We start from the raw sequence: 25,708 nt of genomic DNA, 5'->3' as shown, positions 1-25,708 counted from the left end.
AATGGTTTCAATGAACTGAGTGACCAATTAAGTCTTCGGACTTAGCACAGTCAATTCGTTTTGATTTCACTTTTTAAAAGTGGAAACAAACAAAACAGTATTCATTGAGCCGAAAAAACTTTTAATTGAAGAGTTTGATCATGGCTCAGATTGAACGCTGGCGGCAGGCCTAACACATGCAAGTCGAGCGGCAGCACAGAGGAACTTGTTCCTTGGGTGGCGAGCGGCGGACGGGTGAGTAATGTCTGGGAAGTTGCCCGATAGAGGGGGATAACCATTGGAAACGATGGCTAATACCGCATAACCTCGCAAGAGCAAAGAAGGGGATCTTCGGACCTTTCGCTATCGGATACGCCCAGATGGGATTAGCTAGTTGGTGAGGTAAGGGCTCACCAAGGCGACGATCCCTAGCTGGTCTGAGAGGATGATCAGCCACACTGGAACTGAGACACGGTCCAGACTCCTACGGGAGGCAGCAGTGGGGAATATTGCACAATGGGCGCAAGCCTGATGCAGCCATGCCGCGTGTATGAAGAAGGCCTTCGGGTTGTAAAGTACTTTCAGCAGTGAGGAAGATGGTGAGATTAATACTCTCATCATTTGACGTTAGCTGCAGAAGAAGCACCGGCTAACTCCGTGCCAGCAGCCGCGGTAATACGGAGGGTGCGAGCGTTAATCGGAATTACTGGGCGTAAAGCGCATGCAGGTGGTCTGTTAAGTCAGATGTGAAAGCCCGGGGCTTAACCTCGGAATCGCATTTGAAACTGGCAGGCTAGAGTGCTGTAGAGGGGGGTAGAATTCCAGGTGTAGCGGTGAAATGCGTAGAGATCTGGAGGAATACCGGTGGCGAAGGCGGCCCCCTGGACAGACACTGACACTCAGATGCGAAAGCGTGGGGAGCAAACAGGATTAGATACCCTGGTAGTCCACGCCGTAAACGATGTCTACTTGGAGGTTGTGGCCTTGAGCCGTGGCTTTCGGAGCTAACGCGTTAAGTAGACCGCCTGGGGAGTACGGTCGCAAGATTAAAACTCAAATGAATTGACGGGGGCCCGCACAAGCGGTGGAGCATGTGGTTTAATTCGATGCAACGCGAAGAACCTTACCTACTCTTGACATCCAGAGAACTTAGCAGAGATGCTTTGGTGCCTTCGGGAACTCTGAGACAGGTGCTGCATGGCTGTCGTCAGCTCGTGTTGTGAAATGTTGGGTTAAGTCCCGCAACGAGCGCAACCCTTATCCTTGTTTGCCAGCGAGTCATGTCGGGAACTCCAGGGAGACTGCCGGTGATAAACCGGAGGAAGGTGGGGACGACGTCAAGTCATCATGGCCCTTACGAGTAGGGCTACACACGTGCTACAATGGCATATACAGAGGGCGGCTAACTTGCGAAAGTGTGCGAATCCCAAAAAGTATGTCGTAGTCCGGATTGGAGTCTGCAACTCGACTCCATGAAGTCGGAATCGCTAGTAATCGTGGATCAGAATGCCACGGTGAATACGTTCCCGGGCCTTGTACACACCGCCCGTCACACCATGGGAGTGGGCTGCAAAAGAAGCAGGTAGTTTAACCTTCGGGAGGACGCTTGCCACTTTGTGGTTCATGACTGGGGTGAAGTCGTAACAAGGTAGCGCTAGGGGAACCTGGCGCTGGATCACCTCCTTAATACGAAGATTATTGCGATGAGTGTTCACACAGATTGATACGGTTTATTAGTTAGAGCATGAAGTTTGCCCATGTAACGTAGTTACATGCAAAGGATTGGGGTTATAGCTCAGCTGGGAGAGCGCTTGCATGGCATGCAAGAGGTCTGCGGTTCGATCCCGCATAGCTCCACCATCTTTAAGCGCATTAGCGATAGTGTTCTTAAAAATGGTTTCGAAAGAAATCTTTGCTCTTTAACAATTTGGAAAGCTGACAAAACAATGTTTTATTTCATTGAAATAGAAGATTGTTTGTAAAGTTCTCAATTGTCTTCTTAAAGAAGACAAACAAAAACACATTCAAGTGTTCTTGGATTCACTTTTACAGTGAATATTCAAAATTGAGTCCGGCAATATCGAGTCTGCAACATGTATAAAAATGCAGACAACCTTGGTGACTAACCTTTGATTTCACTTTTTAAAAGTGGAGACAAATAGTTCAACTCGAAACTTTTTTGGGTTGTATGGTTAAGTGACTAAGCGTACACGGTGGATGCCTTGGCAGTCAGAGGCGATGAAGGACGTACTAACTTGCGATAAGCGTAGATGAGGCAGTAAGAGCCACTTGAGTCTACGATTTCCGAATGGGGAAACCCAACTGCATAAGCAGTTATCTTTAACTGAATACATAGGTTAAAGAGGCGAACCGGGAGAACTGAAACATCTAAGTACCCCGAGGAAAAGAAATCAACCGAGATTCCGAAAGTAGCGGCGAGCGAAATTGGATTAGCCCTTAAGCTTATTATGCGTCAGGCGAAGGCTCTGGAAAGGGCCGCGATACAGGGTGATAGCCCCGTAGCTGATAACGCACAGTAAGTGAAAACGAGTAAGGCGGGACACGTGTTATCCTGTCTGAACATGGGGGGACCATCCTCCAAGGCTAAATACTCCTGACTGACCGATAGTGAACCAGTACCGTGAGGGAAAGGCGAAAAGAACCCCTGTGAGGGGAGTGAAATAGAACCTGAAACCGTGTACGTACAAGCAGTAGGAGCCTCCTTTGTGGGGTGACTGCGTACCTTTTGTATAATGGGTCAGCGACTTATATTCAGTGGCAAGGTTAACCGTTTAGGGGAGCCGTAGGGAAACCGAGTCTTAACTGGGCGCACAGTCTCTGGATATAGACCCGAAACCGAGTGATCTAGCCATGGGCAGGTTGAAGGTTGAGTAACATCAACTGGAGGACCGAACCGACTAATGTTGAAAAATTAGCGGATGACTTGTGGCTAGGGGTGAAAGGCCAATCAAACTCGGAGATAGCTGGTTCTCCCCGAAAGCTATTTAGGTAGCGCCTCGGACGAATACTACTGGGGGTAGAGCACTGTTAAGGCTAGGGGGTCATCCCGACTTACCAACCCTTTGCAAACTCCGAATACCAGTAAGTACTATCCGGGAGACACACGGCGGGTGCTAACGTCCGTCGTGAAGAGGGAAACAACCCAGACCGCCAGCTAAGGTCCCAAATTATAGCTAAGTGGGAAACGATGTGGGAAGGCTTAGACAGCTAGGATGTTGGCTTAGAAGCAGCCATCATTTAAAGAAAGCGTAATAGCTCACTAGTCGAGTCGGCCTGCGCGGAAGATGTAACGGGGCTAAGCTATAAACCGAAGCTGCGGCAATGCAATTTATTGTATTGGGTAGGGGAGCGTTCTGTAAGCCGTTGAAGGTGAGTTGTAAAGCTTGCTGGAGGTATCAGAAGTGCGAATGCTGACATGAGTAACGATAATGGGGGTGAAAAACCTCCACGCCGGAAGACCAAGGGTTCCTGTCCAACGTTAATCGGGGCAGGGTAAGTCGACCCCTAAGGCGAGGCAGAAATGCGTAGTCGATGGGAAACGGGTTAATATTCCCGTACTTCTTACAATTGCGATGGGGGGACGGAGAAGGCTAGGTGGGCTTGGCGACGGTCGTCCAAGTTCAAGTGCGTAGGTTGGGTGTTTAGGCAAATCCGGACACCTAAGACTGAGACACGATGTCGAGCACCTAAGGGTGTGAAGTCATTGATGCCATGCTTCCAGGAAAAGCCTCTAAGCTTCAGATTGTAAGGAATCGTACCCCAAACCGACACAGGTGGTCGGGTAGAGAATACCAAGGCGCTTGAGAGAACTCGGGTGAAGGAACTAGGCAAAATGGTACCGTAACTTCGGGAGAAGGTACGCTCTCGACGGTGAAGTCCCTTGCGGATGGAGCTATTGAGAGTCGCAGATACCAGGTGGCTGCAACTGTTTATTAAAAACACAGCACTGTGCAAAATCGTAAGATGACGTATACGGTGTGACGCCTGCCCGGTGCCGGAAGGTTAATTGATGGGGTTAGCGCAAGCGAAGCTCTTGATCGAAGCCCCGGTAAACGGCGGCCGTAACTATAACGGTCCTAAGGTAGCGAAATTCCTTGTCGGGTAAGTTCCGACCTGCACGAATGGCGTAATGATGGCCACGCTGTCTCCACCCGAGACTCAGTGAAATTGAAATCGCTGTGAAGATGCAGTGTACCCGCGGCTAGACGGAAAGACCCCGTGAACCTTTACTACAGCTTGGCACTGAACATTGAGCCTACATGTGTAGGATAGGTGGGAGGCTATGAAGCGAAGACGCCAGTTTTCGTGGAGTCGACCTTGAAATACCACCCTTGTATGTTTGATGTTCTAACTTAGTCCCATTATCTGGGACAAGGACAGTGCCTGGTGGGTAGTTTGACTGGGGCGGTCTCCTCCCAAAGAGTAACGGAGGAGCACGAAGGTGGGCTAATCACGGTTGGACATCGTGAGGTTAGTGCAATGGCATAAGCCCGCTTAACTGCGAGAATGACGGTTCGAGCAGGTGCGAAAGCAGGTCATAGTGATCCGGTGGTTCTGAATGGAAGGGCCATCGCTCAACGGATAAAAGGTACTCCGGGGATAACAGGCTGATACCGCCCAAGAGTTCATATCGACGGCGGTGTTTGGCACCTCGATGTCGGCTCATCACATCCTGGGGCTGAAGTCGGTCCCAAGGGTATGGCTGTTCGCCATTTAAAGTGGTACGCGAGCTGGGTTTAGAACGTCGTGAGACAGTTCGGTCCCTATCTGCCGTGGGCGTTGGAGAATTGAAAGGGGCTGCTCCTAGTACGAGAGGACCGGAGTGGACGAACCTCTGGTGTTCGGGTTGTGTCGCCAGACGCATTGCCCGGTAGCTAAGTTCGGAATCGATAACCGCTGAAAGCATCTAAGCGGGAAGCGAGCCTTGAGATGAGTTCTCCCTGGCGCTATAAGCGTCCTAAAGGGTTGTTCGAGACTAGAACGTTGATAGGCAGGGTGTGTAAGCGTTGTGAGGCGTTGAGCTAACCTGTACTAATTGCCCGTGAGACTTAACCATACAACACCAAAAGGGTTTTGTAGGACTCGATTAAGACACTTGAATTGTGTTGAGACTTGAAACAGCTTTCTAAATTAAAGAATTTGCTTGGCGACCATAGCGATTTGGACCCACCTGATTCCATGCCGAACTCAGAAGTGAAACGAATTAGCGCCGATGGTAGTGTGGGGTTTCCCCATGTGAGAGTAGGACATCGCCAGGCTTTAATACTGCCTTTAGGTCTTAAGGTCTAAAAGCAAAACTGAAGAACTAGCATTATTTAAGTAAGACTATTCTTTAGTAACAATTTGTGGAGCGGTAGTTCAGTTGGTTAGAATATCGGCCTGTCACGCCGAGGGTCGCGGGTTCGAGTCCCGTCCGTTCCGCCACAAATTTTAGGGGTGTAGCTCCAATTGGCAGAGCAGCGGATTCCAAATCCGCGTGTTGGGAGTTCGAATCTCTCCACCCCTGCCATAATTTAAAGCCTTAGCAGTAATGCTGAGGCTTTTTATTTTTTGGCTTAGAAGAATCCGCTTCGAGCACTGGATTGCCAGTCCAGTCGAATCTCCGGAGTGCCGGCCCAGTCCACCCCCGCCATAATTTAAAGCCTTAGCAGTAATACTGAGGCTTTTTATTTTTTGGCTTAGAAGAATCCGCTTCGAGCGCTGGATTGCCAGTCCAGTCGAATCTCCGGAGTGCCGGCCCAGTCCGCCCTGCCATAATTTAAAGCCTTATCAGCAATGCTGGGGCTTTTTATTTTTACATTACCAATGCCTACGATTGCGATAAGCCTCAGAGATATTTGGGGCTTTATATTTTTATGTTGATGAAAAATGATGTCTGGACAATTAGTTCAGCCAAGTTTTCGATACACCTCTTTATTTCCTCTTTCAAAACAATCCTTTCAAAACAATGAACCTTAGCGAGAGTAAAGGTTTTCTGTATTCATTTTTTGGTAAAGCCGTAAGATAAGCTGTATGACCAGTGATGAGAGTTATCCTTAACCTTATGTCATTTAAGATGACTTTTCCCTTATATTAAATTTTCTTAATGTTTTTAATGGGGTAGTCTTCAGGATATTTATTTATGATAATCAATTCATAATGAAATGAAATTCCGTTGGTTAGTATGCTCAAATCATTTTCTGTCAGCAATTTCCGCTCACTTAAAAAAGTTATCATTCCATTGAATCGCCTTAATGTCGTGACTGGTCCTAATGGCAGTGGTAAGTCGAACCTCTATAAATCACTGCGACTGTTATCTGACGTAGCTAAAGGTAACGTTGTATCCTCGATAGCTCATGATGGCGGTATCCTATCTTCATTTTGGGCGGGCCCCACCAGTTTTACCAAAGCGGAATTAGCTGGTAAAAGTGACGTTCAAGGCAAGCATGAAAAGGCATTGACTCGTATTGACCTTGGATTTTCCAGTGATGATTTTGGCTTTTGTATTTCTTTGGGTCTTCCGCCACCCCCTGTTGGTGGAGGGCGCGATCTAACAATGTTTACTGCTGATCCTGTGGTTCGTCGAGAATGTATCTGGGTAGGAGATTACTATCGACCTGCTAGCTGTTTAGTGGATCGTGTTGGTCCTGCAGCGAAGGTTAGACAAGGGCGTAGTTGGCAGGTTCATGCTCAGCATTTAGCTACATTCGACAGTCTCTTATCTGAACTTGCGGATCCTATGGCAGCCCCAGAGGTGTTTGCTGTCAAGAAACAGATTGATAGCTGGCGTTTTTATGATTCCTTTCGCACGGATCGTGACTCTCCTATTCGCCAGCCTCAAATCAGTACTCGTACACCCGTTTTAAGCCACGATGGTCATGATCTGGTAGCCGCTTTACGTACGATCCATGAAATAGGGGATAGAGAAGGTATGCAGAGTGCGATTAGCGATGCATTTCCTGGTGCGAGCATATCGTTTACCAAAGTGTATGAGTCGCGTTTTTCCCTCGAATTCAACCAACATGGTCTACTACGCCCACTGTCGCTCGCTGAGCTATCTGACGGGACATTGCGCTATTTGTTACTTGTTGCCGCTTTGTTGTCTCCTCGTCCACCTTCTTTACTGGTGTTAAATGAACCAGAAACAAGCCTGCATCCTGATTTGCTTCCTGCCTTAGGGCGTCTCATTATTAAAGCTGCTAATGAAACCCAAGTTTGGGTGGTTTCACATGCACAAGAACTCGTTTGGGCTCTGGAAGAATACCCCGAATGCAATGCTATTCGTCTAGATAAAGAACTTGGGGAAACCTACATATGTGACCAAGGTATGTTTGATACTCCTGTGTGGCATTGGCCGAGTTGAAGCACTAAGTTAGAAATAGTTACGTTATGATACTTGACTAATAAAGTTGGGTATTGCCTTAATAGAGTTAGGCGCTGAGCTTATTTTATTAAGGATAGAATGATGGAGTGCAGTAAAAAGGATAATGCCATACCTCAAGAAGCTTTTGATTGGTATGACGAATATGCTCATGGAGTGATTGACCGTCGTGAGTTTATGCGGCGTTTAAGTGCGTTAGCTGTTGTAGGATTTTCTATGGCAACATTGACTTCCGCATTGTTGCCAAATTATGCATTAGCTGAGCAAGTCTCTTTTAACGACCCTGATATAACTGCATCCTACGTAACCTACTCCTCTCCGAAAGGCTATGGAGAGGCTCGTGGGTATTTAGTTAGACCTACATCAGCTGGGCCTTATCCGGTGGTGCTTGTTGTTCATGAAAATAGAGGATTGAATCCGTATATTGAAGATGTTGCGCGTCGATTAGCTAAAGTTGGCTACATGGCGTTAGCGCCTGATGCGCTTTTCCCCGTCGGAGGTTATCCAGGTAATGACGATGAGGGAAGAGCCATGCAAAGTAAACTTGATCGAACTAAGATAGAACACGACTTTATCGCATCAGCTCTCTATCTGAAAAAACACGAACAATCAAATGGTAAGCTTGGGGCGGTTGGTTTCTGCTTTGGTGGCTATATCGTAAATATGTTAGCGGCTTCACTTCCCCAAACGCTTGATGCAGGTGTTCCTTTTTATGGCACTCCAGCTGCTGAAAGTTTGGTTCCTAAAGTTAAGGGACCACTGATGTTACATTTTGCATCATTGGATGACCGTGTAAACAAAACGTGGCCAGGTTATGAAAGGGTACTTAAAGAAAATCATGCTCAGTACCAAGCTTTTGTTTATGAAGGGGTAAATCACGGGTTTCATAACGACTCTACCGCTCGATATGCTGACAAAGAGGCTGAATTGGCGTGGCAAAGAACCTTAGATTTCTTCAAAAAACACTTACGTGATGCCTAATTTTTCATGTGATATATTGCCAATAAAAATTAAATGATAATTATTATCATTTTAAAAAATCCATGACTGTGATAAAGTCGTCGTTGTTGAGTACATTTCTCGACAGATTATCAAGTCCACTGTGGTTAGTTAGACATTAGGGATAATCTCAAACCAATCATTTAGACACTCTAATGAAGATTGGTTGAAAGGCGATCAAGGCTGAATGATCGCCTTTTTTATTACTGATTTTCGCAGCACTGTTCACCTCTCGTTAACTAATCAGCATTCGCAGCAAGCATCCTTAGCTGTTATCATCAAGCAAAACAGAAGGATTTACTGATGCCACATTTTCGTTTTAGAGCGGTCGAACCGCAAACCGTACAAGCTTTGTCGAATGTTTTGATCGATGAACTTCAACCTTTGATGAACTCTCCCCGCCAAGATTTTACATTCGAATACATCTATACCACTTTCTTTTTTGAAGGGGTTGTAGCACCTGCGTATCCATTTGTTGAAGTACTTTGGTTCGATCGTGGGCAAGAAACACAAGATAAAGTGGCCAAAATTCTGACTGAACAATTAAAAGCGATTGTTGGTGCAGAAACGAATATCGCTGTTATTTTTACCGCTTTGGATCCTAAAGGCTATTACGATAATGCGGAGCATTATTAATCAATTAGAGGCTAAGTTATGAATTCAGTTATTGATACCATAATGGCACATCGTTCAATACGTGCATTCACTGATGAAGCGATTACCGAGTCAGACTTTTCAACAATTATTCAGGCAGGAATGTCAGGGTCTTCCTCTCATTTTATGCAGGTGCTGTCCGTAATCCGTGTAAAGGATGCTGATAAACGTAAGAAGCTAGCACAGCTTGCGGGGAACCAGGCCTATGTTGAATCGGCCGCCGAATTTTTGGTGTTTTGTATCGATTTTCAACGTCACTGCGAGTTAAATGCGGATGTTAAACCTGAATTTATGGAGCTGACTCTTGTTGGTGCTGTGGATGCAGGAATCATGGCGCAAAACTGCTTACTCGCTGCCGAATCTCTAGGATTAGGTGGAGTGTTCATTGGCGGGTTAAGAAATAATCCTGTCGAAGTGGATGCATTACTGGAGTTGCCTGCGCACACCGCTGTTTTATTTGGTATGTGCTTGGGGCATCCAGCGCAGCGTCCAGAGCAAAAGCCACGCTTACCATTAGATGTTGTAGTTCATACTGATAGCTACCATCCTTTAGATAAGACTTTGATTGATGGTTATGATCAAACGATGCATGAGTACTATTTGTCTCGTAGTAGCAATGTAAAACAAGTTGGCTGGTCGAAAGAGATTACCGCGTATCTTTCTAAAGAGTCTCGCCCGTTTATATTGGGCTATTTGCAGTCAAAAGGTTTAGCGAAAAAATAGTAAAAAGCCCAATCGTATGATTGGGCTTTTTGTTAACTATTATGCGAGACCTTGAATAATAACGAATTTCTCAAGGAGCTGCTCTTCTGTCTCAATACGTTTAGGATCAGTAATAATACAATTATTGATCGGGCAGACAGATTGACATGTCGGCTTTTCATAGTGCCCTTTACATTCAGTGCATAAATCGGGGTTAATTTCATAAATTTCATCCCCCATATATATTGCGCTGTTCGGGCACTCTGGCTCACACATATCACAGTTGGTACATTTTGCTGTGATAAGTAATGCCATGACTATTTGCCTGTTGGGTTACGAGTATCTTGCCCATCGTTTAGGTTACGCATTAGCAGCGCGTACTCTAGATTCATCTCTTCTGGTACAGGGATGAATACGAAGTGGCCATTACCTTTAGCATCTTCAACAGATTCACCTTTACGGTTTTCCATCGCTTCTAAAGTAAAGACAACGTTACCTTTAGGGGTCATCAACTCAAGTTTATCGCCAAGGACAAATTTGTTCTTCACTTCAACTTCAACTAGGTCACCACGACGCTTGCCGGTAAATTCACCAACGAACTGTTGTGCATCAGACACTGAGTAACCGTAATCATAGTTTTGGTATGCATCATGCGTATGGCGACGAAGGAACCCTTCGGTATAACCGCGGTGAGCAAGGCTTTCCAATGTGGACATCAATGACTCATCAAATGGTTTTCCAGCAACGGCATCATCAATCGCTTTACGATAAACTTGTGCCGTACGAGCACAGTAGTAGAACGATTTTGTACGGCCTTCGATTTTCAGCGAGTGAATGCCCATCTTGGTTAGACGCTCAACGTGTTGAACTGCACGAAGATCTTTTGAGTTCATGATGTAAGTACCATGCTCGTCTTCAAAGGCTGCCATTTTTTCTTCTGGACGGTGGCTTTCGGATAGCAGGACAACTTCATCAGAAGGTTTACCAAGACCAATCGTATTGTCTGGACGTTCTTCCTGAACCTCAATAGCTTGAGCTTCGTTTGGATCGAATGCTTCAACAATTTGACCTGCAGCGTCTTCTTTACCTTGCTCTACTTTGTATTCCCAACGGCAAGCGTTGGTACACGTACCTTGGTTAGGGTCGCGTTTGTTGATGTAGCCAGATAGTAGGCAACGACCAGAGTAAGCCATGCATAGAGCACCATGAACAAATACTTCGATTTCGGTGTCAGGGCAGTGCTCACGAATTTCTTCAATTTCTTCTAGAGATAATTCACGAGAAACGATAACGCGTTCCACACCATTTGCTGCCCAGAATTTTACTGTCGCCCAGTTAACTGCGTTTGCTTGTACTGAGAGGTGAATCGTCATTTCTGGGAATGCTTCGCGAACCATCATAATCAGACCTGGATCAGACATGATTAGTGCATCTGGACCCATGTCGACAACAGGTTTTAAATCGCGAATGAAGGTTTTAAGCTTCGAGTTATGTGGTTGTATGTTGCATACCACGTAGAATTTTTTACCAAGGGCATGGGCTTCATTGATGCCGATTTCCAAATTCTCGTGGTTAAATTCGTTGTTACGTACACGAAGGCTGTAGCGAGGTTGGCCTGCATAAACGGCATCAGCACCGTAAGCAAAGGCATAACGCATGTTTTTTAGGCTGCCAGCGGGTGACAATAGCTCTGGAACGAATGTTTTTTCTGTGGTCATTGCTTCTTCTCTGTCTGATCTCAAGTCAGTTCAATACCACCTGATGGTATTGAGGGGCGCAAATTTTACGTCAAATTGAAGCGAATGAATAGTAGTGAGAGGCAGTCACCCTGATAAATATCATCAGAGTGACTGTGGTTTTATTCGTTGGTATTAGGAAGACCACCTAATACATCGAATAAGTTAGGCAATAGAGTGCTTAATTCACCACACATGAGTGAAAAATCGGCATCAAAGCGAGCCGCTTGATCTTCACGTGGAATATCTTCGTTCTGATCTTTTAGTTCATCACTGAAGTTAATACGCTTAATGCTGCAATCATCGCCAAGGATAAAACTGATTCGATCTTGCCAGTTTAGTGCAAGCTTGGTGACCACTTTATTCGCTTGAATATGGCTTAGAATCTCATCACTAGTGAGCTCTTGTTTCTTACAACGAATCGTTGCGCCATCTTCAAGCAGTGATTTAAGTTCTGCTTCATCCAGAAGGCCAAAGCCTTGCGGTAGGTTGCCACTCTTGACCCATTCAGTCATTGTTGTTTCTACGGCAGTTTCTGGAATGGCAGGAACCACTGGCAAGCTGCCCATACTTTTACGTAGGAGAGCCAACACATCTTCGGCTTTTTTGTAGCTGCTGGCGTCAACCAGAATTAAGCCTTGGCTTGGAAGGATAAGTACATAGGTTAAATGGCTGCGTGAAAAGGCGCGTGGCAATAGATCGATGATAATATCGTCTTTGATATTGTCTTTTTCTGTTTTCTTAAGAGGACGACCTTCTTCGGCCTCCATTTGTGACACTTTTTCTGCAAGAGAATCTTTTATCACTGACGCTGGAAGCATTTTTTCTTCTTTTTTGGCACAGATTAAAATGCGGTCTTCACTGACGTGAGTCATCATGTCGCCATGTTTTCCCATAGCGTGAACCCAGCCAAATTTCTGTTTATCCTGACTGCCACATGGGGTGAAGTTAAACTCAGCCAGCTGTTGCTCTAGCTTATCAGCATTGAAATTTACATCGCGATTGACGCGGTAAACCATACAGTTTTTAAACCACATATTTTTCTTTTCCTTGTTCGAAAGCGAAACATAATAGGAGATTTGAATCCTAATGTCTTATGGAATAGTCAGATATTGATCATGAATTTGCTGCGAAAGTTATATGAAAAATTGTTTGCAAAGGTCACAAAAGTGTCATAATTATTTCTGATAATGCGTAGCGTTGATTAAAAGCAAAGGTTATTCAATTATGTCTAGAAGGATTCTGGTTGTAGAGGACGAAGCGCCTATTCGTGAGATGCTTTGTTTCGTACTCGAACAGAAAGGCTATCAAGCTGTTGAAGCAGAAGATTATGATACTGCGGTCAACAAACTCTGCGAACCCTTCCCTGATCTTGTTTTGCTAGATTGGATGTTACCTGGCGGTAGTGGGATCAACTTTATCAAGCATATGAAACGCGAAGATATGACGCGTAACATCCCTGTGGTGATGTTAACGGCTCGCGGTGAAGAAGAAGATAAAGTCCGTGGTTTAGAGGTCGGTGCAGACGACTACATCACCAAACCTTTTTCACCCAAAGAGCTGGTTGCTCGACTAAAAGCGGTTATTCGCCGTGTTACACCTACTGCACTTGAAGACGTTATCGATGTACAAGGATTAAAATTGGATCCTGTATCTCATCGTGTGACAGCAGAAGATGTGCCTTTAGATATGGGGCCAACTGAATTTAAGATGTTGCATTTCTTCATGACTCACCAAGAGCGTGTGTACAGTCGTGAGCAACTTCTGAATAACGTTTGGGGAACCAACGTGTATGTAGAAGATCGCACTGTCGATGTTCACATTCGTCGTCTACGTAAAGCTTTGGAAGATGCAGGTCATGACCGACTGATTCAAACGGTGCGTGGAGCGGGTTACCGGTTCTCAACCAAAGCATAAGGAAATTTCAACGAGATTATGGTTGAACGACTTACTTGGAAAAAGCTGGCCTGGGAGCTGGCTTTTTTTTACTTACCATGGATCGTCATTGGCTGGATCTTCGGCTATATGTCTTGGCTACTTTTAGCTGCAACAGCAATGCAGTTATTATGGCATCTGCACAATCAAATTCGTCTTTCCGCTTGGCTTTGGGATGAAAAGCGTTTAACTCCACCCTCTGGTTCTGGGCAATGGGAGTCTTTGTTTAACGGTTTATACCGTTTGCAACAGCGCCAACGCAAAAAGCGTAAAGAGCTGAGTAACCTCATCCGTCGTTTCCGTAATGGTGCAGAATCTCTCCCTGATGCAGTTGTCGTTTTCCGTTCTGAGGGGAATATCGTTTGGTGCAACCGTTTAGCGCAACATCTACTTGGTTTTCATTGGCCTGACGATTCTGGTCAGCCCATTTCTAACCTGATTCGTACACCTGATTTTATAAAATATCTGCAAAAAGATGATTTTACTGAGCCACTAGAGATGCGTTCTCCGCTCAACGTTGAACGTTCGTTAGAACTGCGTATCGTGCCATATACCGAAGGTGAGCATCTGATGGTGGTGCGCGATGTGACGCAACTAAAACAGCTTGAAGGGATGCGCCGTAATTTCTTTGCTAACGTTTCTCATGAGCTACGTACACCGATGACGGTATTGCAAGGGTATCTGGAAATGACCGAAGACCCTGACATGCTCGTTGGTCCAATGTGGACTAAAGCACATGGTGTCATGTCTCAGCAATTGGCGCGAATGAATAGTTTAGTCAATCAACTTCTGACTCTCTCAAAGATTGAAGCCTCGCCAATGCACGAGCTGGATCAGGAAGTCAAAGTGCCAATGATGTTAGAGATTTTAGAAAAAGAAGCGCAAAGCTTAAGTGGTGATGCCGGACATATATTCCGTTTTGAAGTGGATAAAAAGCTTACGGTGCTGGGGGATGAAGATCAGTTACGTAGTGCCATTTCGAATCTGGTCTATAACGCTGTGAAATATACCCCTCCTGGTGCTTCGATAACGGTGAAATGGTTTGAGTCTAAGCAGGGAGCTTGTTTAGAAGTGATCGATACGGGGGATGGTATAGAACCCCAGCATTTACATCGATTGACTGAGCGTTTCTATCGTGTGGATAAAGCTCGTTCCCGTGATACTGGGGGCAGTGGTTTAGGATTAGCGATTGTAAAACATGCGTTGTCACATCATGACTCTCGCTTGGAAATCCAAAGTGAAGTGGGTGTGGGAAGTAAGTTTTCTTTTATTTTACCGAAGAGATTAGTGATACATGACAATAAGAAAACGAATTAACTCGGCTTGGCTGCGAGTAAGCGCTTTCGGTTTTTTGTTGTGTGCCAGTTCAGCATTGGCTCAAGAGAGCGAATTGGTTGATTACACCAAAAGTATTGGTATTACTGGGAGTTTAAGTACCGTCGGCTCTGATACGTTAGCCGGTTTAACCACTGCGTGGGTCGAAGATTTTAAGTCTATTTACCCAAACGTGAATGCTCAAGTTCAAGCCTCTGGCTCTGCGACTGCACCTCCGGCTTTAACCGATGGGACTGCTCAGTTTGGTCCTATGAGTCGTCCAATGCGAGCAAGAGAGATGGATGCGTTTGAGCGCGAACATGGTTATAAACCCACGGAGCTGCGCATTGCGATTGACGCTATTGGTGTGTTTGTACACAAAGATAACCCAATCAAAGGGCTGAATTTCCAGCAAATCGATAGTATTTTTTCATCCACACTCAATTGTGGCAGCTCGCAACGAGTGAATACTTGGGCTCAGTTAGGGATTCCCTATGAATGGGCGAAACGCAGTATCCAACTGTTTGGTCGTAACTCCGTGTCTGGTACGTATGGGTATTTCAAACAGGTTGCGCTTTGTGGTGGGGATTTTCGGCGCGGTGTGAATGAGCAGCCAGGCTCGGCGTCCGTCGTTCAGTCGGTTGCTTCTTCGATCACGACGATTGGCTATTCTGGTATGGGATATCGAGTTTCTGGTGTCAAACTGATTCCGATAGCAAAAGAGGGCGAGAACTTTGTCGAGCCGACTAAAGCCAACATTGTTGCTGGCAAATACCCACTATCTCGCTATTTATATGTCTATGTGAATAAAAATCCGTTAGAGCCGCTTTCACCTTTGGCGCGAGAATTTGTACGTTTTATTTACTCTAAACGAGGTCAAGCTTTAGTTCAGCGTGAAGGGTATTTAGCTGTGCCGGCAGAAGTTGCGCAGACAGAATTAGCGAAAGTAGGTATCGAACCGTAATCTTTAGCTTTTATAGTCTATCCCTTCCCAAGCCTAAGTTCGTTGGGAAGGGAGCACGGATTAGAATACCAATTCCCACCCGACATTTGACCAGTATTGCTGCTCTGTTTGTAAATCGGCTTGGAGCAACTTATTGTCTTCTAACCAATTAGTGTTTTCTGAACGCAGAGTCCATACATCATCTTTTACTGAGAGTTGTAACTCAGGAAGGGGATCGTCGTTACGTTGACCATTAACCAATATGGCTAAACGTAAAATGCGAATCAAACCAAGAATCTGTTTTTTCTTAAATAGAGAAAAGGATTCCATTTCATTGAGTTTAAGCGTTTTGCGCTGAAAGCGAGCTAGAGTGGCGAGAACCTGTTGTTGCTCATTGTTAAAACCAGGCATGTTGGTATAACGCAATATGTATGCTGAATGCTTGTGAAAGGCTTGGTAACTGATGTTTAACCCCACTTCATGCAGCAGCGCGCTCCATTCCAAAAGAGTAGAGAGTTCACTCTCTTTTTTGATGCCGACATCACCTGCAACCTGCTCTAAAAACTCACTCGCATAGCCACGGACTTTCGCTGCGTGTTCAAGATCAACAGCATGTTTATTCGCAAGAGCTTCTGCTGTACGTAAACGGATATCACTGTATTTAAAGCGATCTTCCATTTCATAGAGTAGCCCTTCACGTAAAGCGCCATCGGAGAAGTGCATTTCTTTGATTTTTAGATCGCGAAAGATAGCCGCCATGATTGCAACGCCAGCAGCGAACACAGGCTTACGCTCATCATTTAAACCATCTAACTGAATTTCACTAATATTGTTCCAATGACATAGGCGGTCGATCAATTTATCTAGGCGTTCCAGGGTGATTAATCCATCATTAAAGCCCATGCCGACCAGAACTTCATATATGGCTTTAGTCGTTCCTGATGAACCAAATGCCATCTTCCAGCCCTTCTTCCGATATTTGCTGGCGATGGATTCGAGGCGTTGTTGCGCGGCGAGAATGGCATCAACAAAGTTCTTTTTCGACAACTTATTGTCCGCAAAGAATCGGTTGGTATAGCTGACGCAGCCCATCTGCTTACTGCTTACCAACTCAGCATCAAACCCCTGACCAATGATAATCTCAGTGCTACCGCCGCCAATATCAACCACTAACATAGATTCAGCTTGAGGTTGAGTATGAGCAACCCCAAGATAAATGAGACGTGCTTCTTCCGTACCAGGAATGATTTCGATAGGGAATGGCAGAACATCACGGGCACGTTGCAAAAACATATGAGCATTATTGGCAATGCGCAGTGTTTGCGTCGCGGCAATTCTGACATTTTCTGTTGGGAATCCTTGCAGACGCTCAGCGAACATAGCTAAGCAATCAAGTCCTCTGGAGAACGCATCTTCATCAATATTTTTGTTGTCATCTAAACCCGATGCGAGCCTAACACGTTGTTTATGACGGCTGACAATCTGTAAGTCCTTATCGATGACTTTGGCGACGACCATATGAAAGCTATTGGAGCCAAGATCGATTGCCGCGATATCTCTAGAGTCATAAGGTTGATTCATTGGTCTCTTCTTTGTTCTTCAGTTTACTACGAGTCTGTTTCTCAACATTCTTTAGGTAATCATAGATGGCGATTTGCGAGCGCACTTTCTTCTTATTACCTCTATCGACGTAAGTATTGCTCATCTCTTTATCTATTAAACGAGCTTTTACCGTATCGGTAAACTGAATATTGATGATATCGATGATTCTTTGTTTAAGGCGTGTATCGCGAATCGGAGTTGCGACTTCAATGCGATAGTCAATATTGCGAGTCATCCAGTCAGCTGACGAGATCCACACTTGAGGATCGCCATCATTATGAGTGATGATCACCCGTGGGTGCTCAAGGTAACGATCGACAATACTGATAATCCGAATGTTATCACTGACACCTTCGACACCCGGAACCAATGAGCACATACCGCGAATGATCATGTCCACTTTTACGCCAGCGGCACTGGCTCCATAAAGTTTATTGATCAAGCCCTTATCAACCAGATTGTTTACCTTCAGTTTGATTTGAGCTTTTTTACCTGCTTTCGCATTAGCGATTTCACTATCGATAATGCGATAAAGTTGTGTTCGTGAATTGCGAGGTGAAACAATAAGATGGTTAAACTTCACCGGGCGAAATGGATTTTCAATGTAACCAAAGACATTGCGCACTTCATTGGTCAGTTCTTTATCTGCCGTTAATAGGGCAAAGTCGGTATAGATGCGCGCGGTTTTCTCATGGAAGTTACCGGTGCCGATGTGGGCATAACGAACGAATTCGTCGCCTTCTTTACGGGAGATCAGCAGTAACTTGGAGTGAATCTTCATGCCCGGAACACCAAAGATGACTTGCACTCCAGCTTCGGTAAGGATCTTGGACCATTCGATGTTTGCTTCTTCATCAAAGCGCGCTTGCAACTCCACTACTACAACCACACGTTTGCCGTTATGAACTGCATCAACCAAAGAATTCATTAAGCGGGAATCCTTTGCAACGCGGTAGATGTTGATCTTGATCGAGATGACTTTAGGATCAAACGAGGCTTGGCGCACTAATTCCGTAATATGATCAAATTGATGGTATGGATAATAGAGCAGAATATCCTTGTCGCGAATCGCGTCAAAAGAGTTAGCGTATCCTTCAAAATCAGCGCAACGCATCGGAGGCAATGGTTTGTTTTCTAGGTAGTCGCGGCCAAGGTTTGGGAAGCCAATAAAGTCTTTGAAGTTATGGTAACGACTGCCCGGTAATAGGCTGTCGTAATGGGATATCTTAAGTTTGTCGCACAAGAATTTGAGCATTTCACTTGGCATTTCACGTTCATAAACGAAACGCACAGGCATAGCACTTAAGCGCTGACTCAAGCCTTCGGACATTTGCTCCAGTAAGCTGTATTCGACTTCGTGACTTAAATCGTATTCCGCATCACGAGTCATCTTCATTGCATAGCCACTTAAACTGTCGTAATCGAAAAAGCCACTAAAAATATCGTTTAAGCAAAAGCGAATGATGTTATCCAATAAAATAATGGTCTTACGGCGTTTGCCTTTGGCTTCGGGAACCAGAACAAAGCGAGGGAGTTGATCGGTTGGAATTTCAACCAGAGCATACTTAGAATCAGTTCCTTTTTTCAAATCGACAGCGATATAGGCGTATTCATCTTTAAGGAACTGCATGACATCAATGTCATCTTTCATCAACAGTGGTGTGATGTGAGGAAGCACTTGATCGCGAAAGTAGTTGGCTATCCAGCGTTGCTGATTCTCATCGAGTTGGGTTTCGTTTACCAGAAAAATGCGGCGACGAGCCATTTCCAAAATAAGCTCGTTATAAAGATTGTCGAAGTCTTGGTTAAGTTTGAACGCTTTACTTTGCATTTTACTGAGCAGATGTTTGGCACTGTTGTTACCACCTTGCTCACTGTTGATCACGATTCGACGTTTTACATCCGCAAAGCGAACCTTGTAAAATTCATCTAAGTTATTAGAAAATATACCAAGAAAGCGAATTCTCTCGATCAGCGGGACACTTTTATCAGCCGCTTCTTGGAGAACCCTTTCGTTAAAAGATAACCAACTTAACTCTTTATCTAAGTAGAGCTTTTCCGCACTCATGTACCATACCTTCGACTGGAATAAACGATTTGAACATTCGCAAACTAGGGTTTTTATATGACAGTTATATTACATGATGTCACAATATGAAGAGTTGTTGTTTTATCAGGTGGTTAAATAACCGTTGTAATAAAATTGTCACCTAATCGACATACAATTTCAGCAAGGCTTTCTAACTAGAGTTCTTCATGGCAAATATTGATTTCTCACTCAGCAACAGGGACCAGCAGCGATTATGGAAAGATCGAGTGGTTCGTATTGCCGTCACTTGTGGTGGAGTGGGAGTTCTAGGGGCTTTAGTCCTTATGTTTGTCTATCTTGCCATGGTAGTAACGCCACTATTTAGTGGGGCAAAATTTGAAGCCAATCAAGTGAGTGCTTCGTTACCTGTTAGTCAAGTAAAGGCACTAGCCGTTGATGACTACGGTCAAGCACTATTCACCTTTTCTTCAGCAGGCAATGCGCAGTTTTGGTCATTAAGCCAACCTGCTAATTCAGCGATTTTTAGCCAAAAAGTATCTGCCGATGATGCACTTATCGCGAGTATGCCTGTTGATTATGGATGGTTCGCCACTCTGGATAATAACCACCATTTCTCCCTGTTCAAACCAAAGTTCAATTATAAGATTACCAGTGCGGGACGAGAGTTAAAACCTGCTTTGGTCACGCATCATTACTCTTTTAATGAGATAAGTAGTGCAGAAAAACGATTTACGTTCGCTGTTAATGACGATGAAGTAACGGTCGCCACTTATCGCCAAGATGGTTCTTTAACGATTTACTGGGGAACGCTCAACGAGTCGCAGTTGCCTTATCAATACCGATTCCCCGTAGTGTTAGATAATGTGGATCAACTGCTAATGACTCCTGATGGTCAAACCCTTTATATCCGCGATCGTAATGAGTTGGTGGTGGCAGAACGTAAAGCCAACCAGTTTGTTGTAAGAGAACTGGTGGATCTTAGCGAGGCACATCAAGGGCAAGTGGTTACTAACATTGATTTGTTAGCGGGTGCTTACTCCCTATTAGTGACTTACAACAACGACCAAGTCAGTCAGTGGTTTGATGTGCTAAAAGAGGGCGAGAGACGGTTACAGCAGATTCGCACTCTCCAATTAGCCAAGGGAACTCGTTTCTTATTACCGGATACTTACCGCAAAGGCTTTTACAGTTTTCATGCTCAAGGTGTAGTGCAAAATCATTTTACGACCAGCGCTAAAACGGTTTTAACTAAGAAAATTGAAAACCAAACGCCGCTGATTGCGACGATGTCTGATAATGAGCGTTTCATAGTGACTTGGGATGGTAAAAAGGCGTTCCTCGCTAAAATCAGTAACGATTATCCGGAGGTTTCTTTCTCTGCTCTGTGGCAAAAAGTCTGGTATGAGCATTATCCTGAACCACAATATGTGTGGCAGTCGACTTCAGCCAGTGACAAGTTTGAAGCGAAATTCAGTTTAGTACCCATTGCGTTTGGTACGCTAAAAGCAGCGACCTATGCCATGCTATTCGCCGTACCTATCGCTGTCTTTGGTGCCATTTATACCGCTTACTTTATGACGCCCAAGCTACGCCGAGTGGTGAAACCGACCATCGAATTGATGGAGGCGCTACCCACTGTCATCATCGGCTTTCTAGCTGGATTATGGTTGGCTCCACTAGTGGAAAGTCATTTAACGGCGGTGCTTTGTCTGATGGTGATATTGCCTTTGTCTACCATTGTTGCAGGTCTTATTTGGACCCTATTACCCGATGATTGGAAGCGCTATGTGCCTAATGGTTTGCACGTCGTAATTCTCATGCCGGTATTGGTTTTGGTGACATGGCTGGTGATGTCACATAGTCAGCAGATAGAAACATCGCTGTTTGGTGGAGATGTCCGAGTTTTCCTTGTGCAGCATGGTATTGATTTTGACCAACGTAATGCGCTGGTGGTGGGGTTAGCGATGGGTTTTGCTGTGATTCCTACCATATTTACCATTGCTGAAGATGCCATTTTCTCGGTGCCAAAACACCTCTCTGATGGCTCGCTTGCGCTGGGGGCTACACCTTGGCAGACGTTGACACGAGTGGTGTTATTGACGGCAAGTCCTGGGATTTTTTCTGCGATCATGATGGGACTAGGGCGAGCGGTTGGCGAAACCATGATTGTGCTGATGGCGACAGGTAATACACCGATTTTGGATTGGAATATTTTCGAAGGTATGCGCACTTTGTCTGCCACCATTGCTGTCGAGTTGCCAGAATCAGCCGTTGGCAGCTCTCATTTCCGCATTCTATTTTTGGCAGCGCTTATCCTATTTGCGTTTACGTTTGTCGTGAACTCTATTGCGGAATGGGTACGCCAACGACTCCGTGAAAAATATCGAGCATTGTAAGCGAGGAAAGAATGAGACTATCAAGTTGGATTAAGTCTGGCTCTCCTTGGATTTGGCTTACCGGAGGTGCAGTCAGTATCAGTTTACTGTCGGTATTAGGCTTGATGCTCTTTATTGGCTGGAAGGGATTGACCTATTTTTGGCCTGCACCGCTTTACATGTGGCAAACGGATCAAGGGGCTCGTTTAGTGGGGCAGCTCTATGACCAAGAGTGGGTGCCATTAAGCCATTTACATAGCTTGGATCTGCCATTAACCCAAGAGCAGATAGAGCGGGGCAGTATTGCTCGCTTGAGTGTGAAGATTGCCAACCGTGAGCGCAATACCTCTGATTTTATCTCCATTTTGGATATTCATCTAAAAGATAAAACTCAGCCTAAAGATTGGGCTGTGGTTGATAGAGAGCGCAATGGTCAGTTTTACGGTCGTCCTGTGGGGTATGTGCTGCAAGATGGCTCGCACGCAAAAGATGTTGATGCTGCTGTTGCGATGGGAATTGAGCAAGCCGAGAGTATCCGTCAGCAAATTCATCTGTTGATCACGGATAAAGTGGCCATGCTTGGTCACCAAGTGGAACAGTTACAACATGAAAAACGGCGTAAAGAGCTCAATGGTCAGGTGACTAAAAAGTATCTTACTGAATATGAATTAGAGAAAAATCAGCTCGATAATGAATTGGCTCTTACCGAACAAGACATTGATGATTTGCGCGACAAACTGGGTAAGCAAGCACTGATTATGGAAGATATGTCAGGTGAGCAAGTCCAGTTACCTATTGGCCAAATTTTGCGATTTTGGTATCCCAACCAGATGTCGTTGAGTGAGAAAATTGTGCATTGGGCACATGGAGTTTGGCTATTTTTATCCGATGATCCTCGTGAATCTAACTCTGAGGGTGGCGTATTCCCAGCTATCTTTGGAACCGTACTCTTAGTGTTACTGATGTCGATTGTGGTGATGCCGCTTGGGATTATTGCTGCAGTTTATCTGCACGAATACGCTAAAGATAATGCCTTTACTCGTTTAATCCGCGTGGCTGTGATTAACTTAGCTGGTGTGCCATCGATTGTGTATGGTGTTTTTGGCCTTGGATTTTTTGTCTATACGATTGGTGGCACGATAGATAAGTGGTTCTTTGCTGAGAATCTGCCAACCCCAACTTTTGGGACGCCGGGGTTGCTTTGGTCGGCATTAACTCTCGCGGTATTGACGCTGCCGGTGGTGATTGTGGCAACGGAAGAGGGGTTAACCCGTATTCCTAACTCAATTCGTCATGGCTCTTTGGCACTTGGAGCAACTCAGTTCGAAACGGTTTGGCGCATTGTTTTGCCTATGGCAAGCCCTGCTATGATTACAGGATTGATTCTTGCTATTGCAAGGGCGGCTGGTGAAGTGGCTCCGTTGATGCTGGTGGGGGTAGTGAAGTTAGCATCTAATCTCCCGGTCGATAATCAGTTTCCCTATCTTCATTTAGAACGTAAGTTCATGCATTTAGGTTTTCATATTTACGACTTGGGTTTTCAAACCACCAATATCGAAGCGGCTCGCCCATTAGTGTATGCGACAGCGTTTTTGCTCGTCATGGTGATTGTGTTGCTGAACTTAACGGCTATCAGTATTCGAAACAATTTGCGCGAAAAATATCGGACATTAGGACAAGATTAATTATGCTCTCTGTTAACCAAACGTTGGGTTATGCCCCTCCATTGGATGTACACAATTTGTCGGATGCGCAGACAGCAATCGCGATAGAAAAGTTAAGTCTTCTCTATCAGCACAATCAACGAGCGTTAACCGACATTACGATGCGCATACCCAGAGGCAAAGTGACTTCTTTTATCGGCCCGTCCGGTTGTGGTAAGTCAACGTTACTGCGTTGCATCAATCGTATGAACGACCTTGTTGAGGGGTGTCATATTGAGGGGGAAGTGCGACTGCATGGGAAAAATATCTATCAACGTGACGTTGATGTAGCAGCATTGCGTCGTCGAGTCGGAATGGTGTTTCAGCGTCCTAACCCATTTCCTAAATCGATTTATGAAAACGTGGTTTATGGTTTACGTCTGCAAGGGGTAAAAAATAGTCGGACTTTAGACGATGCTGCTGAAGCTGCGCTCAAAGCGGCAGCGTTGTGGGATGAAGTGAAACATCGCTTACACGAAAATGCATTTGGTCTATCTGGAGGTCAGCAGCAGCGTTTAGTGATTGCTCGTGCGATTGCGATTGAACCAGAGATTTTGTTACTCGATGAGCCAACATCGGCGCTGGATCCTATTTCCACGCTCACCATTGAGGAACTTATTCACGATTTGAAAACCCAATATACTGTGGTGATCGTGACACATAATATGCAGCAGGCAGCGCGGGTTAGTGACTATACTGCCTTTATTCATATGGGAAAATTGATTGAATACTCGGATACGGATTCCATCTTCACATCACCATCAAAAAAACAAACCGAGGATTATATTACAGGTCGCTATGGTTAATTTATTGTCTGTATTTAAGGATATATTATGCAGCTAGGTCGTCATATCTCTGGTCAATTTAATACCGAGCTAGAAGCTATTCGAACTCATGTATTAACCATGGGTGGACTGGTTGAACAGCAGCTCTCTTACGCAATGCATGCATTACATACAGATGATGTTGAGTTGGCACGTAAAGTGGTCGAAGACGATCATAAAGTGAACTCAATGGAAGTCTCAATTGATGAGGCGTGCACGCGCATTATTGCTAAGCGCCAACCGACGGCGAAAGATTTGCGCTTAATCATGGCGATCATCAAGACCATTACCGATCTTGAACGTATTGGTGATGTGGCAACCAAAATGGCGTTTGTGGTTATCGAAAGTCCATCGACTCGAGAGCGCCAATTTCAGGTCTCATTAGAACCTTTGTGCCGCTCTGCGATTTCAATGTTACATCAGGTGCTGGATGCCTTTGCGCGGATGGATGTAGAAGCCGCCGCCCAGATTTATAAGCTGGATGATTCTTTAGATAACGAAGTTGATGCAGTGATTCGCCAACTCATGACTTATATGATGGAAGACCCGAAAAACATTCCTCATATTTTACAGGTCATGTGGTCAGCGCGAGCCATTGAGCGAATTGGCGATCGTTGCCAAAATATTTGTGAATACATCATCTATTTTGTGAAAGGTAAAGATGTGCGCCATATCGGCGATCAGTCGATAGATGATGCGATTCGTTAAAGCGTTTTAAGTTGTTTTGCCACCGCTTCAAGTGCGCTGATACTGGTAATGGGAATGCTGAAATCATCACAATCAGCATTGCCCATTCGAGCTTGATGCTGCGCTAACTTCATGCCACTTGGGCGTACCGTCTTCCCCGATAGGTGAACTTCATTGACTCCGGTTTGAGTCACTATTTTTGTCACGTTGTTCGCGTTTACGCCAGCACCAGCCATGATGACCATGTTATCTTGAACTTGTTCGACCATTTTGGCGATGACGTCACACCCTTGTTCGGCTGATGTCGCGGTACCTGAAGTAAGCACACGATTAACACCAATTTCAAGCAAAGTTTCAATGGCTTGATGATAATCTCGGCACTGGTCGATGGCTCTGTGATAGGTCACTTGTAAATTGAGAGCATGAGCATGAGAGGTGAGCTTTTGGGTCGCCTCTTTGTCTACATCTCCATTAGCGGTTAATACCCCAAATACCACTCCTTGCAAGCCTGCCTGCGCAGCAATTTCGATATCCCACATCATTTGGTCGATTTCTGCCGGTAGGTAGAGAAAATCCCCTTGTCTTGGTCGAATCATCGCGAAAACAGGAATGACACTAAATTCGCTAGCACTGCGCATCAATCCCCAGCTGGGTGTTAATCCCCCTAAAGCCAGAGAAGAACAAAGCTCAATGCGGGTCGCTCCACCTTGCATCGCATTAGTCAGTGATTCGATGTTATCAATACACACTTCCATTTGGTATTTCATTGGGATTCCTAGAATGGGATAAATAGCTTAGGTCTATTCAATAACAAAAAATCCCGA

General features: G+C 45.1%; 17 protein-coding genes, 3 tRNA genes and 3 rRNA genes. 17 read left to right on the top strand and 6 right to left on the bottom strand.

Going from position 1 to position 25,708, the window contains the following annotated elements:
• Positions 1 to 122: 122 nt before the first annotated feature.
• From OCV11_RS13585 to nfsA, 10 genes are all read left to right on the top strand, one after another.
• Positions 123 to 1,665: ribosomal RNA gene (locus OCV11_RS13585) — 16S ribosomal RNA — on the top strand.
• A gap of 98 nt (positions 1,666 to 1,763) precedes the next feature.
• Positions 1,764 to 1,839, top strand: a tRNA-Ala gene (locus OCV11_RS13580).
• A 330-nt stretch (positions 1,840 to 2,169) separates the two neighbouring features.
• Positions 2,170 to 5,056 (top strand): 23S ribosomal RNA (locus OCV11_RS13575).
• 86 nt (positions 5,057 to 5,142) lie between these two features.
• Positions 5,143 to 5,258 (top strand): 5S ribosomal RNA (gene rrf, locus OCV11_RS13570).
• Together the 16S, 23S and 5S rRNA genes with 3 tRNA genes alongside form the textbook arrangement of a ribosomal RNA operon.
• An 89-nt stretch (positions 5,259 to 5,347) precedes the next feature.
• Positions 5,348 to 5,424: transfer RNA gene (locus OCV11_RS13565), tRNA-Asp, on the top strand.
• 8 nt (positions 5,425 to 5,432) lie between these two features.
• A tRNA-Trp gene (locus OCV11_RS13560) sits at positions 5,433 to 5,509 on the top strand.
• Between the two features lie 654 nt (positions 5,510 to 6,163).
• A complete protein-coding gene (locus tag OCV11_RS13555; RefSeq protein ID WP_261893483.1) occupies positions 6,164 to 7,342 on the top strand; it encodes an AAA family ATPase in 1,179 nt (392 codons plus the stop codon).
• Positions 7,343 to 7,441: 99 nt separating this feature from the next.
• Complete coding sequence (locus OCV11_RS13550) at positions 7,442 to 8,341, top strand: dienelactone hydrolase family protein (protein ID WP_261893482.1); 900 nt, start codon at positions 7,442 to 7,444, stop codon at positions 8,339 to 8,341.
• Between the two features lie 321 nt (positions 8,342 to 8,662).
• Entirely contained in the window at positions 8,663 to 8,995 is a 333-nt protein-coding gene (locus OCV11_RS13545) for a DUF1904 domain-containing protein (protein ID WP_261893481.1), read from the top strand.
• Positions 8,996 to 9,013: 18 nt separating this feature from the next.
• Positions 9,014 to 9,736 (top strand): oxygen-insensitive NADPH nitroreductase, encoded by a 723-nt coding sequence (nfsA, locus tag OCV11_RS13540; protein ID WP_261893480.1) that lies wholly within the window; start codon positions 9,014 to 9,016, stop codon positions 9,734 to 9,736.
• 39 nt (positions 9,737 to 9,775) lie between these two features.
• Here the strand turns inward: nfsA and OCV11_RS13535 are convergent, their stop codons facing one another.
• The 3 genes from OCV11_RS13535 to rdgC form a co-directional block, all read right to left on the bottom strand.
• Positions 9,776 to 10,030, bottom strand: a complete 255-nt coding sequence (locus OCV11_RS13535; protein ID WP_261893479.1) for a YfhL family 4Fe-4S dicluster ferredoxin — start codon at positions 10,028 to 10,030, stop codon at positions 9,776 to 9,778.
• Between the two features lie 2 nt (positions 10,031 to 10,032).
• Complete coding sequence (trhP, locus tag OCV11_RS13530; RefSeq protein ID WP_261893478.1) at positions 10,033 to 11,433, bottom strand: prephenate-dependent tRNA uridine(34) hydroxylase TrhP; 1,401 nt, start codon at positions 11,431 to 11,433, stop codon at positions 10,033 to 10,035.
• A 140-nt stretch (positions 11,434 to 11,573) separates the two neighbouring features.
• On the bottom strand, positions 11,574 to 12,488 hold the full coding sequence (rdgC, locus tag OCV11_RS13525) for a recombination-associated protein RdgC (protein ID WP_261893477.1): 915 nt from the start codon (positions 12,486 to 12,488) through the stop codon (positions 11,574 to 11,576).
• A 190-nt stretch (positions 12,489 to 12,678) separates the two neighbouring features.
• Between rdgC and phoB the strand changes: the two genes are divergently transcribed.
• The 3 genes from phoB to OCV11_RS13510 are packed head-to-tail and all read left to right on the top strand — an operon-like array spanning position 12,679 to position 15,664.
• The gene (gene phoB / locus OCV11_RS13520; RefSeq protein WP_261893476.1) at positions 12,679 to 13,368 is read left to right on the top strand and encodes a phosphate regulon transcriptional regulator PhoB; all 690 of its coding nucleotides are present in this window, start codon (positions 12,679 to 12,681) and stop codon (positions 13,366 to 13,368) included.
• A gap of 18 nt (positions 13,369 to 13,386) precedes the next feature.
• Positions 13,387 to 14,703 (top strand): phosphate regulon sensor histidine kinase PhoR, encoded by a 1,317-nt coding sequence (gene phoR, locus OCV11_RS13515; protein ID WP_261893475.1) that lies wholly within the window; start codon positions 13,387 to 13,389, stop codon positions 14,701 to 14,703.
• Positions 14,681 to 15,664 (top strand): PstS family phosphate ABC transporter substrate-binding protein, encoded by a 984-nt coding sequence (locus OCV11_RS13510; protein ID WP_261893474.1) that lies wholly within the window; start codon positions 14,681 to 14,683, stop codon positions 15,662 to 15,664. The genes phoR and OCV11_RS13510 overlap by 23 nt, the downstream gene beginning before the upstream one ends.
• 60 nt (positions 15,665 to 15,724) lie before the next feature.
• On the opposite strand, the gene ppx is transcribed toward OCV11_RS13510, so the two are convergent.
• Positions 15,725 to 17,224, bottom strand: a complete 1,500-nt coding sequence (ppx, locus tag OCV11_RS13505) for an exopolyphosphatase (protein ID WP_261893473.1) — start codon at positions 17,222 to 17,224, stop codon at positions 15,725 to 15,727.
• On the bottom strand, positions 17,208 to 19,313 hold the full coding sequence (ppk1, locus tag OCV11_RS13500) for a polyphosphate kinase 1 (protein ID WP_261893472.1): 2,106 nt from the start codon (positions 19,311 to 19,313) through the stop codon (positions 17,208 to 17,210). The genes ppx and ppk1 overlap by 17 nt, the downstream gene beginning before the upstream one ends.
• Before the next feature lie 188 nt (positions 19,314 to 19,501).
• On the opposite strand from ppk1, the gene OCV11_RS13495 reads away from it, so the two are divergent.
• Genes OCV11_RS13495 through phoU form a run of 4 tightly spaced genes read left to right on the top strand, consistent with a single transcriptional unit; the run spans position 19,502 to position 24,905 of the window.
• Positions 19,502 to 21,691, top strand: a complete 2,190-nt coding sequence (locus OCV11_RS13495) for an ABC transporter permease subunit (RefSeq protein WP_261893471.1) — start codon at positions 19,502 to 19,504, stop codon at positions 21,689 to 21,691.
• Positions 21,692 to 21,702: 11 nt separating this feature from the next.
• Positions 21,703 to 23,355 carry a phosphate ABC transporter permease PstA gene (gene pstA, locus OCV11_RS13490; RefSeq protein ID WP_261893470.1) on the top strand — a complete coding sequence of 551 codons (1,653 nt, stop codon included), beginning with the start codon at positions 21,703 to 21,705 and terminating at the stop codon, positions 23,353 to 23,355.
• A 2-nt stretch (positions 23,356 to 23,357) separates the two neighbouring features.
• Positions 23,358 to 24,179, top strand: coding sequence for a phosphate ABC transporter ATP-binding protein PstB (pstB, locus tag OCV11_RS13485; protein ID WP_261893469.1), 822 nt, complete (start codon positions 23,358 to 23,360; stop codon positions 24,177 to 24,179).
• Positions 24,180 to 24,206: 27 nt separating this feature from the next.
• Complete coding sequence (phoU, locus tag OCV11_RS13480) at positions 24,207 to 24,905, top strand: phosphate signaling complex protein PhoU (RefSeq protein WP_261893468.1); 699 nt, start codon at positions 24,207 to 24,209, stop codon at positions 24,903 to 24,905.
• Here phoU and OCV11_RS13475 read toward each other — a convergent pair.
• On the bottom strand, positions 24,902 to 25,651 hold the full coding sequence (locus OCV11_RS13475) for a copper homeostasis protein CutC (protein WP_261893466.1): 750 nt from the start codon (positions 25,649 to 25,651) through the stop codon (positions 24,902 to 24,904). The genes phoU and OCV11_RS13475 overlap by 4 nt on opposite strands.
• Positions 25,652 to 25,708 lie beyond the last annotated feature (57 nt).

This window comes from Vibrio porteresiae DSM 19223 (genome assembly GCF_024347055.1).
Lineage (GTDB): Bacteria > Pseudomonadota > Gammaproteobacteria > Enterobacterales > Vibrionaceae > Vibrio > Vibrio porteresiae.
This window is presented reverse-complemented; position numbering and strand designations above follow the sequence as displayed.

Coding starts and splice junctions, on each gene's coding strand:
- OCV11_RS13555 (WP_261893483.1), top strand. CDS start 6,164: ATGCTCAAATCATTTTCTGTCAGCAATTTCCGCTCACTTAAAAAAGTT.
- OCV11_RS13550 (WP_261893482.1), top strand. CDS start 7,442: ATGATGGAGTGCAGTAAAAAGGATAATGCCATACCTCAAGAAGCTTTT.
- OCV11_RS13545 (WP_261893481.1), top strand. CDS start 8,663: ATGCCACATTTTCGTTTTAGAGCGGTCGAACCGCAAACCGTACAAGCT.
- nfsA (WP_261893480.1), top strand. CDS start 9,014: ATGAATTCAGTTATTGATACCATAATGGCACATCGTTCAATACGTGCA.
- OCV11_RS13535 (WP_261893479.1), bottom strand. CDS start 10,030: ATGGCATTACTTATCACAGCAAAATGTACCAACTGTGATATGTGTGAG.
- trhP (WP_261893478.1), bottom strand. CDS start 11,433: ATGACCACAGAAAAAACATTCGTTCCAGAGCTATTGTCACCCGCTGGC.
- rdgC (WP_261893477.1), bottom strand. CDS start 12,488: ATGTGGTTTAAAAACTGTATGGTTTACCGCGTCAATCGCGATGTAAAT.
- phoB (WP_261893476.1), top strand. CDS start 12,679: ATGTCTAGAAGGATTCTGGTTGTAGAGGACGAAGCGCCTATTCGTGAG.
- phoR (WP_261893475.1), top strand. CDS start 13,387: ATGGTTGAACGACTTACTTGGAAAAAGCTGGCCTGGGAGCTGGCTTTT.
- OCV11_RS13510 (WP_261893474.1), top strand. CDS start 14,681: ATGACAATAAGAAAACGAATTAACTCGGCTTGGCTGCGAGTAAGCGCT.
- ppx (WP_261893473.1), bottom strand. CDS start 17,224: ATGAATCAACCTTATGACTCTAGAGATATCGCGGCAATCGATCTTGGC.
- ppk1 (WP_261893472.1), bottom strand. CDS start 19,313: ATGAGTGCGGAAAAGCTCTACTTAGATAAAGAGTTAAGTTGGTTATCT.
- OCV11_RS13495 (WP_261893471.1), top strand. CDS start 19,502: ATGGCAAATATTGATTTCTCACTCAGCAACAGGGACCAGCAGCGATTA.
- pstA (WP_261893470.1), top strand. CDS start 21,703: ATGAGACTATCAAGTTGGATTAAGTCTGGCTCTCCTTGGATTTGGCTT.
- pstB (WP_261893469.1), top strand. CDS start 23,358: ATGCTCTCTGTTAACCAAACGTTGGGTTATGCCCCTCCATTGGATGTA.
- phoU (WP_261893468.1), top strand. CDS start 24,207: ATGCAGCTAGGTCGTCATATCTCTGGTCAATTTAATACCGAGCTAGAA.
- OCV11_RS13475 (WP_261893466.1), bottom strand. CDS start 25,651: ATGAAATACCAAATGGAAGTGTGTATTGATAACATCGAATCACTGACT.